A 10,570-nucleotide genomic window follows, 5' to 3' on the forward strand; every position below is an offset into this window, starting at 1 on the left:
GACGGCGGTTCACCACTCGCCGGCTTCCATGCGGATCGCCACCTCGCAGTCGTCGAAGATTTCGAGCTTGGCGATCTTCACGCGCACGCCCAGCACACCGGGCAGTTGCAGCAGGCGCTGCACCAGCTTGCCGATCAGGCTTTCGAGCAGGTTGACGTGTTCGGCGGTGCACTCCTCGATGATGATGCGGCGCACCTTGCGGTAGTCGAGCACGTGGAAGATGTCGTCGTCCTGCGGCAGCAACGGCTGCGGGCCGAGGCTGAGCTCGGCATCGACCAGGATCGGTTGCGGCGCCGTCTTTTCCTGCTCGAGGATGCCCAGGTTGGCGTCGAAGCGCAGGCCCTGGAGGGTGAGTGTCTGGCGGCCTTGCACGGGCATGGGAATGGACATGGTGGTGCTCACATGAGCGAGAAATCGCGCTCGAATTTCATCAGGTGCTGGCCGCCGTCCACCAGCAGCGTGGTGCCGGTGATCGAGCGGTTCTCCAGCGCGAACTTCACCGTGGCGACCACGTCGTCCGGGGTGGAGGAGCGGCCCAGCGGCGACAGCTTGTGCAGCTGCGCGAACCTGTCGTCGTCCAGCATGTGGCTCGCCAGCGTGAGGCCGGGCGCCACGCCGACCACGCGCACGCGCGGTGCAAGGGCCAGCGCCAGCATCGGCGTGGCGGCTTCGAGCGCGGCCTTGGAAAGCGTGTAGCTCAGGAAGTCGGGGTTCGGGTTCCAGAGCTTCTGGTCGAGCAGATGGACCACCGCGCCTTGCGCGTCGCGGGCCGCCAGGTGCTCGTGCAGGGCATGCGCCAGCAGGATCGCCGCGCCGGTGTTGCTGCGCGCATGGCGCTCCATGAGTGCGTAGCTGAAGGTGGCGGCCTCGTCGTGCTCGAACAGCGCGGCGCTGTGGACCACGGCATCGACGCCGCGAAAGCGCGCGACCACGCGCGGCAGCAGGGCGCGCGTGGCCTGCTCGTCCTCGAGGTCGGCCGCGAAGAGTGCCGAATCGCCCGAGAGCGCGGCGCAGTCGGCCACCGTCTGCTCGGCCTCGGTGCGCGAACTGCGGTAGTGCACCGCCACCTGCCAGCCGCCCGCCGCGAGCGCCAGCGCGATCTCGCGGCCCAGCCTGCGGCCCGCGCCGGTGACGACGACGGTGCGGCGGGAAGCGGAGGAGGGGGGCGCGGCGGGGCTCATGCGAGGAGGGGAGAATGGCGCTGTGACGACAAAGACGACCCCCAGCAGTTTACCCACCGCCCTCGACCACCTCATCGCGCGCTCCGTCGAGCGCGCGGGCGGGTGGATCGGGTTCGACCGCTTCATGGCGCTCGCGCTGTACGCGCCGGGCCTGGGCTATTACGCCAACACCTCGGCCAAGTTCGGCCACATGCCCTCGTCTGGCAGCGACTTCGTGACGGGGCCCGAGTTGACGCCGATGTTCGGGCAGACCCTGGCGGCGCAGGTGGCCGAGGCGCTGGAGAAGACGGGCACCGACACGGTGTGGGAATTCGGCGCAGGCTCGGGGGCGCTCGCGGTCCAGCTGCTGCATGCGCTCGACGAGATGGGGCGCAGCGATGTGCGCTACCGCATCGTCGACCTGTCGGGCACGCTGCGCGAGCGGCAGCAGCAGGCGCTGGTGCGCTATGCGGACCGCGTCGAATGGCTCAACGAGCTGCCCGATTCGATGGAAGGCGTGGTGGTCGGCAACGAGGTGCTCGATGCGATGCCCGTGCAACTGCTGGCGCGTGTGGGTGGGCAGTGGTTCGAGCGGGGCGTGGTGCGCAATGCGCAAGGCGACGGCTGGGCCTGGTCCGATCGCGTCACCGAGCTGCGGCCGCCGGTCGAGGTGCCCGGCGAGCACGACTACCTGACCGAGATCCATCCGCAGGCGCGGGCCTTCATCGCCACGCTGGCCGACCGGCTCGGCAAGGGCGCGGCCTTTCTCATCGACTACGGTTTTCCCGAGGCGGAGTACTACCACCCGCAGCGCCACATGGGCACGGTGATGTGCCACCGCGCGCACCAGGCCGATGGCGACCCGTTGGCCGACGTGGGCTACAAGGACATCACCGCGCATGTCGACTTCACCGGCATTGCGTTGGCTGGGCAGGATGCGGGGCTCGAAGTGCTGGGCTACACGAGCCAGGCGCGGTTTCTGCTGAACTGCGGGTTGCTGGCGCGGATGGAAGCGGGGTCCGTCGCAGAGCGGGCGATGGCGGCGCGGCTGATCCATGAGCATGAGATGGGGGAGTTGTTCAAGGTGATTGGCTTTGCCGTCGGCGAGGATTGGGATGCGATGGGGTTTGCCGAAGGGGATCGGAGTCATACGCTTTGAGTGGTTGGCTTCCCGGGGCCGGGACTCGCCCCGGCGGGCGACCTACTTTTCTTTGCTTCGCCAAAGAAAAGTAGGCAAAAGAAAGGCGACCCCACTGTCTGCGACCCTTCGCTTCGCTGCGGGCAACCTGCGGTGCTCGCGTTTCGCGGGGTCTCGCAGAACTCGCTTCGCTCAAACAGCTGCGAGCCCTGATCCGCGAAACGCTGCGCTCCTCGGCGCAGCCAGAGGGGAGGGGAGCCCTCCCGGGCCTTTGCTTCGCTCGGCCACCAAGCCACCGCAGGCGCTTTGCGCCTGCGGTGGTTGGTATTGGCTTTTGGTTTTGGTATTGGCTGTTCCGGAGCCGAGCGCAGCGACGGCGCGTTCCAAATCCCTTCTGGCTGCGCCGAGGAGCGCAGACGCAGGAGGGATCAGGGCCGCAGCTGTTTGAGCGAAGCGAGTTCTGCGGACCCCCTCCGGAGTCGAGCACCGCAGGTTGCCCGTAGCGAAGCGGAGGGACGCAGACAGCAGGGTCGCCTTTTCTTTGCTTACTTTCTTTTGGCGAAGCAAAAGAAAGTGAGTCGCCCGCCGGGGCGAGACCCGGCCCCCGCCCTCAAAAATTCAAAGTCATAAGCTAGCAACAAAGAGTTCGTTGGCGATCCAAACCCCGCCCCCTACATTCCCGGCATGACTGCCGCCCCCACCAGCGAGGTAAATGCCCCTTCGCAGCACTTCGAAGTGCGCCCTTTCGATGCCCCGGTCGGCGCCGAGGTGGTAGGCCTCGACATCTCGAAGCCCATCAACACCGAAGACTTCACCCGCCTCCACAAGGCCCACCTCGACCACCACGTCCTGGTCTTCCGCGACCAGCAGATCACCCCGCAAGAACACATCGACTTCAGCCGCCGCTTCGGCCCGCTCGAAATCCACGTGCTGCACCAGTTCCAGCTGAAGAACCACCCCGAGATCCTCATCGTCTCCAACATCAAGGAGAACGGCGAACCCATCGGCCTCGGCGATGCGGGCGTCTACTGGCATTCCGACATCTCGTACAAGCCCAACCCCAGCCTGGGCTCCCTGCTGCATGCCCAGGAACTGCCGAGCGAAGGCGGCGACACGCTCTTCGCCAACCAGCATCTCGCATGGGAATCGCTGAGCCCCGAGCTGCAGTGGCGCATCCTCCCGTTGAAGGCAGAGCACAGCTACCTCGCCAAGTACGAGGAGTTGCGTGCCAAGAACCCCTGGCGGCCCAAGCTCTCGCAAGCGCAGATCGAACAGGTCGCGCCCGCCGTGCAGCCGGTGGTGCGCACGCACCCTGAGACGGGCCGCAAGGCGCTGTTCGTCAGCGAACATTTCACGACGCGCATCGTGGATCTGCCGCAGGACGAAAGCGATGCCTTGCTCGCCGAGCTGTTCGCGCACAGCGTGAAACCCGAGTTCGTCTATCGCCACAAATGGGCGCCGCACGACCTCGTGTTCTGGGACAACCGCTCGCTGATGCACCTCGCGGCAGGTACGCCCGACCACCTGCGTCGCCGCCTCAACCGCACCACCATCGTCGGCGACACGCCTTTCTGATTTCTCTTGCGGACCGACTTCAAGGCCCTCAGCCGCCGGTCTTCTTCGCGGCCTGCCGCAGCGCGCGCAGCTCGCCGTTGAGAAACTCGTTGGCGTCGCGCACCACGCCATCGGTCAGTTTCACCTTGTAGGCTTGCCCCGTCATCTCCGAGCGCGAGGCGCAGCGCTCGATGAAGTCTTCGGCCGTCACCAGTTCCTTTTTGAAGTGGTCGTACTTCGCCTGCATGTGCTTGGCGGCATCGGCGGCGTTGTATTCGCTGCCGTTGCGCATGAAGACCATGGCCGACATCTTCGAGACGCGCTGGATCAGTGTGTCGATCAGCTTTTCCTCCGTGGCGGAAGGGGTGGCGTGAGCCAGCAGGGCCGAAGCGCCGAGCAGGAGGGCGAGCAACGCGCTCCGCAGGAATCTGAATGAAGTCATTTGTCGTGTTCCCTGGCAATTTCCGGGCCATGCTAGGGCTGGCGCCACTGCCGTGTCAAACCCGGCCCGGCTCGGGTCTAATCGCAGTTTTGGCACGTGTACTCCTCTCTCCCATGAGCTCCTCGACCCCCGATCTCCCGTCGATTGCCCAGGCACTCGCCGATGCCGCGGCCGCGCAGTCGATGCGCTACTTCCGCACGCCGCTGGACATCATCACCAAGGCCGACGAAAGCCCCGTCACGCTGGCCGACCGCGCGGCCGAGACGGCCATGCGCGAGATCCTTGGCGCTCGCGTGCCGGCCGACGGCATCTACGGCGAGGAGCATGGCCCCGAGCGGCTCGACGCCGGGCGCATCTGGGTGCTCGACCCGATCGACGGCACGCGCAGCTTCATCACCGGATCGCCGCTGTGGGGCACGCTGATCGGCGTGCTGGAGGGCGGGCGCGTGGTGCTGGGCATGGTCGACATGCCGGTGCTCGAGGAGCGCTGGATCGGCCACAACCCCAAGGACGGGGGCAAGGGTGCCACGCGCGACGGCCAGCCCGTGCGCGCGAGCGGCTGCACCGACGTGGCCAAGGCCCGCATCGTCACCACCTCGCCCGACATCTTCGCGCCGGCCGACTGGGCCGCCTTCGACAGGCTCAGCCGCCAATGCGCGATGCGCCGCTTCGGCGGCGACTGCTACGGCTACGCCCAGCTGGCGGGCGGCACCATCGACCTCGTGGTCGAAACCGGCCTGCAGCCCTACGACTACCTCGGCCCGGCCGGGCTGATCGAGGCGGCGGGCGGCGTCATCACCGACTGGCAGGGCCAGCCGCTGGGGCTGAAGTCCGACGGGCGGGTGATCGCGGCGGCAACGCCCGAACTCCACCGGCAAGCCATGGCCATTCTCTCGGCCTAGACTGTTGTCCCTATGTTCCGCTGGCTGATCGTCGTCGTCCTGGCACTGGTGCTCATGAGCGGCCTGACCGCCTGGCTGCGCCGCTTCGGCTTCGGACGCCTGCCCGGCGATTTCGAGTTCCGCGCCTTCGGCCGCGAATGGCAGCTGCCGATTGCGAGCACGGTGGTGCTCAGCATGATCGCGGCGCTGGTCGCGCGCCTTCTGTAGACAAGAGACAAACAGCAATGAGAGCCTGCGTAGACATCGGCGGCACCAAGGTGGCCGTGAGCCTTTCCGCTTCGAGCGACGCGCCGCTGATCGGCCGCCGCAGCGAGCCCACCGCCAAGACCGGCGACAACGATCCGGTGGGGGTGCTGATCATGCGGTTGATCGACGAGGTCTGTGCGCAGCAGGGCATCGATGCGGCGAGCATCGATCGCGTGGGCGTGTCGTCGGCCGGGCCTTTCGAGTTGCGCGACGGCAAGGTCGAACTGGCCACGCCCAACATCTGCGGCGGCATCGCCGGCCCGGCGCGCGGCCTGCCCAACACCTGGATGACTGCGCTGATCGAGGCCCCGCTGGCAAAGCGCTTCGCTCGCGTGCGGGTCGAGAACGACGCCGTGGCCGCGCTGGAGGCCGAGCGTCATTGGGGGGCGCTCCAGGGCGTGGACGATTGCGCCTACGTCACCTGGAGCACCGGCGTCGGCGTCGGCCTGTGCGTGGACGGCCGCGCGCTGCGCGGCAAGAACGGCAACGCCGGCCATGCCGGCCACAGTTTCGTGGTGGACGACGCCAGCGGTGCGCTGTGCGGCTGCGGCAATGTCGGCGACGTCGAAGGGCTGATTGCCGGTAACTCCATCGCGCGGCGCTTCGGCCAGCCCGCGGCCGATCTTTTCAGTTCGGCTGCTGGCGGCGAGCGGCATTCGCTCGAGATCGTCGATGCGCTGTGCCGCGTGATGGGCCGCATGCTCTACAACCTGATCGCCACGCTCGACCTGCAGCGCATCAGCCTGGGCGGCAGCGTGTTCTGGCACCACCGCGACTTTCTGCTGCCGAGGCTGCAGGCGCAGGTCGACGGCAAGCTGCTGCCGCTCACGCACGGCGTGCGCCTCGTGCCTGCCGGCCTGGGCGACAAGGTCGGCGACTACGCGGCGCTGGCGCTGCTCGACTGAACGGCCACGCGCACCGGCGAAAACCATGACCCAGCTGCCCCGCCGCCGCTCCTATGCCTACCTGCTGTGGCTGGTGGGCGGCTTCATCGGGGCGCATCGCTTCTATTTGGGGAGCTACCTGGGGGGCGCGGCGCAGCTGGCGCTGCTGCTGTACGGAATGGCGGGCCTGCCGGGATCGCGTTTCGGCCTGGCGCTCGTCCTGCCGTGGCTGCTGTACGACCTCTACTGGATCCACCGGCGGCTGATGCGGCAGGGCGCGGCCGAGACCGGGAATGAAGATGCTCCGGCCCCCCGCAGCGTCCGCCGCCCCGCGGCGAGCGACGCCAAGGGCTACGATCTTGCCGCCCTCGCCGAAGTCAGCAGGCTGCAGGAGCGCTTCATGGCCGCGGCCGAGGCCGACGACTGGGCCGGGGCCGTCGCCATCGGCGAGCAGGTCGTCGCCAGCGCGCGCCGCGTGTTCAAGGGCCCGCACCAGAACCTCGCGATGAGCCTGTGCATGCTCGGGCAGGCCTGCCACCAGCTCGGAGCCTTCGACAAGGCCCGGGCCTGCCTCGAGGAAAGCCTGTCCATCGGCCGCAAGATCGGCATGCCGGCGGAGGACATGGACATCACCCGCAAGGCACTCGACCAGACCCTGGCCGGCATCGACGCACGCAAGGCCCGCGGCGCGGCGTCCGACGAGCAGGGCGCGCTGCTGAGCCTCCTCGAAGACCGCGAAGCGCGCTACCGCGATGCGCTGGCACAGGGCGACCTGCCGAATGCCGAGAAGCTCTGTGCCGAGGCCGTCGCCTTCAGCCGCCGGCTGCATGGCGGCCCGGACAAGGCCGTGGTGCTCCACCTGTCCAGCTACGCGGAACTGTGCCGCCGGCTGCGCTGGAACGACAAGGCACAGGCCGCGGCCGACGAAGCCCTGGCCATGATCGGGCAGCTCGGCCTCGACGACAGCTGGCGGCGCGGACCGACCAACACCCTGGCGCTGCTGCATGCCGCGGCCGGGCGTTCCGACGAGGCGGAAGCGCTCTACAAGAAGACCATCGCCATGGCGGTTGCCGAGGCCCGGGGCGGCTCCAGCGATGGCGTGGTGCGCGCCTTCAACAACCTCGCGTTCCTTTACGCCGACTCTAGCCAGGACGAGAAGGCCGAGCTCTGCTACGCGCGCGCCCTCGTGCACCTCGACAAGCTCCCGCCGGGCGAAGGCGATGCCGAACTGCATTCCGACATGCTCAACAACTTCGCCGGCCTCTACATGGCGCGCCGCGAATTCGTCCGAGCCAAGGAACTGTTCGAGCGTTCGCTCGACATCCAGCAGCGCGACTGCCGCGGCATTTCCCCGGCGGCCGCCAATGCCCACAACGACCTCGGCCTGATCGCGCAGGAGGAGGGCGACCTGCGCCAGGCGCTGGTGCACTTCAAGCGCACGCTGCTGCTCAACCAGATCTGCTCGCCAGACCACTTCAGGAACATCGACAACGCGCAGCGCAACATCGACAGCGTGAGCATGGCGCTCGCGGCCGTCGCACGCGCAGCGCGCATGGAGCCCAGCACTTGAGCCTCGGCGCCGCCTTCTACGCCTTCGACCGCTACCGGCTGCGCGCGCTGGTGATCGATCCGTCCACCGTGTCGGACTTCCTGCACTCGCCCGCCGAGCAGGGCGGTCCGCACGACAGCCAGACCGTGGAACAGGCCTGGGACGTGGTGCGCACGCTGATGCCCGAGGCCATGGATGGCGAGGAGTTCGACGGCACCGACTGCCAGGGCTGCATCTACTTCACGGCCGCCCACGTGGAGCGCGCGGCGGCGCGGCTCGCGCAGTGCGACGTGGCGGAACTGGTGGGCCGCTTCACCGGCGAGCCGGCGCAGTTCAGCGAGCTTTACTGGGCCAAGGTGTGGCAGGAAGGCGCGCAGGAACTTGCGGAGTTCATGGAAGGCGTGAAGCGATTCTTCGCCGGCGCGGCTGCAAGGCGGGACGCCGCCGTGTTCTACATCGCCTGAATCGCTAACCCGGCGGCCGCACGGCCGCCACGATCTCGCCCAGCCGCCGCAGCCCCGCATCCACCGCCTTCGAATACGGCCAGCCGCAGTTGAGGCGCAGGTAGTTGTCGAAGCGCCCGGAGTTCGAGAACTGCGCGCCCGGCGCCACCAGCACGTGCTCGCGCAGCGCGGCTTCGAACACGTCCACCGACGAGCGCTGCGCCGGCAGCTCGACCCACAGCTGCAGCCCGCCGCGCGGCAGGTTCAGCCGCGTGCCGGCCGGAAAGTACCTGGCAATGGCGTCCGCCGTCTGGTCGCGCTGCACGTGCAGCCGCTCGCGCAGCCGGCGCAGGTGGCGGTCGTAGCCGCCGCTGGCGATGAACTCGCCCGCCGCGATCTGCGCCAGCGCCTCGTTGTTGCGCGTCTGCGCGTACTTGAGCATCTCCACCTGCGCATGCCAGCGCCCGGCGGTGATCCAGCCCAGCCGCAGGCCTGGCGCCAGCACCTTGTGCAGCGAGGCGCAATAGATCACGTTGCCCGTGCGGTCCCACGACTTCATGGCGCGCAGCGGCGCGTCGCTCTCCACGAGGTCGCTGTAGGTGTCGTCCTCGACCAGCGCAATGCCATGGCTCTCGCACAGGTGCACCAGCCGCTGCTTGTGGGCGTCGGGCATCACGCTGCCGATGGGGTTCTGCAGGTGCGGCACCACCACCACGGCCTTGATGTCGTCGTAGGTGTGGATGGCGAGGTCGAGCGCCTCGAGGGAGATGCCGGTCTGAGGGCTGGTCGGGATCTCCAGCGCGCGCAGCCCCAGGCTTTCGAGCACCTGCAGCAGCCCGTAGAAGGTGGGCGACTCCACGGCCACCGTGTCGCCCGGCTTGGCGATCGCGCGCAGTGCGAGGTTCAGCGCCTCGATGCAGCCGTTGGTGACGAGCACTTCGTCGGGCGGCACCGTCATGCCGACCCGCAGGTTGCGTTGCGCCAGCGCCTCGCGGAACTGCTCGTGGCCTTTCTGCGACGAGGCGGTGGTCAGCAGCTCGGGCCGCTGGCGCAGCGCGCGCGTCATCGAGTTGCGCAGCGCCTCGGCCGGATAGAGCTCGGGGGCTGCGCGGGCGATGGCGAAGTTGAGCTTCACGCCCGTGTGCCGGCCGCGCGCCATGAAGTTGGCCATGCGCGCACGCATGCTGACGAACTGCGCCGGGTCGGGCGGCACGCCGGCCACCGGCTCTTCCATCGGCGCGATGGCCAGCCGCTGCGGCCGCCGCACGAAATACCCCGAGCGGTCGCGCGCCTCGACCCAGCCGTCGCTCTCCATCGCGCGGCAGACCTGCAGCGCGGTCGACAGGCTGATGTCGTGCAGCCGCATCAGGCTGCGCAGCGACGGCATCTTGTCGCCCTGCTTGAGCGATCCGATGTGGATCGCGTCCACGTAGTGCGCGGAGAGCTGGCGGTAGAGCGGTAGCGAGTCCATGGCGTCGATGTTCCCCGCATAGGGCATCCGAAAACAGATGCAGTTGCTCGGGAAAAATACCATAACAGATGTTTCACGGCCGGGCTGTTCCGGTCGCAATAGCCGTGGCGTGTGCCTGTTTTTTGAGCGGCCGGATTTCTACGATCGATACCCGAACCACCGCTTTTCAAGGCACGCCATGATCACCACGCTCACATCCGCACCTGCCTCCGTCATCCTGGAGCCGGGCCAGTCCCTGCGTACCGCCGTCGATGCCGGCACGTGGCTGCAGGTGGCCGAGGGCAGGGTGCGCGTGGTGTCCCCGCCCGGGTGGTTTGGCGAGACGGTGTTCATGGCGCAGGCGGTGCTGGAAGAGGGCGATGTGCATCACCTAGCGCATGGCGGCTGGATCGAGGTGTCGGCGCTGGCGACGGCGCATCTGCGGATTCATGCGCCGGCGGCGGGGCTGGTTTCAGGACCCGAACAGGGCCGGCCGGTGATGCGCTTTGTGCGCTTGCTCACTGGCTGGTGAGCGCGTGGCGCGTGCGAAGGCCACCGGGTGCTCCCCTCCGCGAATGTCCCCCGGCCTGCGGCCTCCTCCTTTATTTCGCTGCGGGGAGCACCCGGTGTCCTTCGCACAGGGCACGCTGCTGGTGTACAGCCGATCAACGACCGCTCTGAACACGATCACGCCGATGGGGTGCCTTGCGCAGCGAAATAAAGGGGGAGGCCGAAGGCCGGAGGACATTCGCGGAGCAAGGTACCCCGTCGGCGTGAGCGCGCCCTGAAGACAGCGCAAAAA

At 68.2% G+C, this 10,570-nt stretch carries 12 protein-coding genes; 8 read left to right on the forward strand and 4 right to left on the reverse strand.

All coding sequences use genetic code 11. The annotated features are described in order from the left end of the window. Nucleotides 1-9 precede the first annotated feature (9 nt). A complete protein-coding gene (locus ACEOAB_RS03935; protein ID WP_007831468.1) occupies nt 10-390 on the reverse strand; it encodes a dihydroneopterin aldolase in 381 nt (126 codons plus the stop codon). Nucleotides 391-398: 8 nt separating this feature from the next. Beyond that, a complete protein-coding gene (locus ACEOAB_RS03940) occupies nt 399-1,181 on the reverse strand; it encodes an SDR family oxidoreductase (protein ID WP_495653478.1) in 783 nt (260 codons plus the stop codon). On the opposite strand from ACEOAB_RS03940, the gene ACEOAB_RS03945 reads away from it, so the two are divergent. Together ACEOAB_RS03945 and ACEOAB_RS03950 are read left to right on the forward strand one after the other, a co-directional pair. Then, entirely contained in the window at nt 1,180-2,319 is a 1,140-nt protein-coding gene (locus tag ACEOAB_RS03945; RefSeq protein WP_495653479.1) for a class I SAM-dependent methyltransferase, read from the forward strand. The genes ACEOAB_RS03940 and ACEOAB_RS03945 overlap by 2 nt on opposite strands. A 663-nt stretch (nt 2,320-2,982) precedes the next feature. Then, nucleotides 2,983-3,873, forward strand: coding sequence for a TauD/TfdA dioxygenase family protein (locus ACEOAB_RS03950; protein WP_413750141.1), 891 nt, complete (start codon nt 2,983-2,985; stop codon nt 3,871-3,873). Nucleotides 3,874-3,901: 28 nt separating this feature from the next. On the opposite strand, the gene ACEOAB_RS03955 is transcribed toward ACEOAB_RS03950, so the two are convergent. Then, entirely contained in the window at nt 3,902-4,294 is a 393-nt protein-coding gene (locus tag ACEOAB_RS03955) for a DUF5329 family protein (protein WP_413750133.1), read from the reverse strand. A gap of 113 nt (nt 4,295-4,407) precedes the next feature. Here ACEOAB_RS03955 and hisN point away from each other — a divergent pair, with 113 nt between their 5' ends. Genes hisN through ACEOAB_RS03980 form a run of 5 tightly spaced genes read left to right on the forward strand, consistent with a single transcriptional unit; the run spans nt 4,408 to nt 8,339 of the window. Beyond that, entirely contained in the window at nt 4,408-5,196 is a 789-nt protein-coding gene (gene hisN, locus ACEOAB_RS03960; RefSeq protein WP_413750134.1) for a histidinol-phosphatase, read from the forward strand. 12 nt (nt 5,197-5,208) lie between these two features. Continuing rightward, on the forward strand, nt 5,209-5,403 hold the full coding sequence (locus tag ACEOAB_RS03965) for a DUF2905 domain-containing protein (RefSeq protein WP_056509065.1): 195 nt from the start codon (nt 5,209-5,211) through the stop codon (nt 5,401-5,403). A 17-nt stretch (nt 5,404-5,420) separates the two neighbouring features. After that, nucleotides 5,421-6,347 (forward strand): ROK family protein, encoded by a 927-nt coding sequence (locus ACEOAB_RS03970; protein WP_495653480.1) that lies wholly within the window; start codon nt 5,421-5,423, stop codon nt 6,345-6,347. A 25-nt stretch (nt 6,348-6,372) separates the two neighbouring features. Next, on the forward strand, nt 6,373-7,896 hold the full coding sequence (locus tag ACEOAB_RS03975; protein WP_413750136.1) for a tetratricopeptide repeat protein: 1,524 nt from the start codon (nt 6,373-6,375) through the stop codon (nt 7,894-7,896). Beyond that, on the forward strand, nt 7,893-8,339 hold the full coding sequence (locus tag ACEOAB_RS03980) for a DUF1877 family protein (protein ID WP_413750137.1): 447 nt from the start codon (nt 7,893-7,895) through the stop codon (nt 8,337-8,339). The genes ACEOAB_RS03975 and ACEOAB_RS03980 overlap by 4 nt, the downstream gene beginning before the upstream one ends. A 4-nt stretch (nt 8,340-8,343) precedes the next feature. On the opposite strand, the gene ACEOAB_RS03985 is transcribed toward ACEOAB_RS03980, so the two are convergent. Then, the gene (locus tag ACEOAB_RS03985; protein WP_413750138.1) at nt 8,344-9,789 is read right to left on the reverse strand and encodes an aminotransferase-like domain-containing protein; all 1,446 of its coding nucleotides are present in this window, start codon (nt 9,787-9,789) and stop codon (nt 8,344-8,346) included. 178 nt (nt 9,790-9,967) lie between these two features. Between ACEOAB_RS03985 and ACEOAB_RS03990 the strand changes: the two genes are divergently transcribed. Further along, nucleotides 9,968-10,300 carry a hypothetical protein gene (locus tag ACEOAB_RS03990; protein ID WP_056597348.1) on the forward strand — a complete coding sequence of 111 codons (333 nt, stop codon included), beginning with the start codon at nt 9,968-9,970 and terminating at the stop codon, nt 10,298-10,300. Nucleotides 10,301-10,570: the final 270 nt, after the last annotated feature.

The organism is Variovorax sp. Varisp53, from assembly GCF_059491555.1.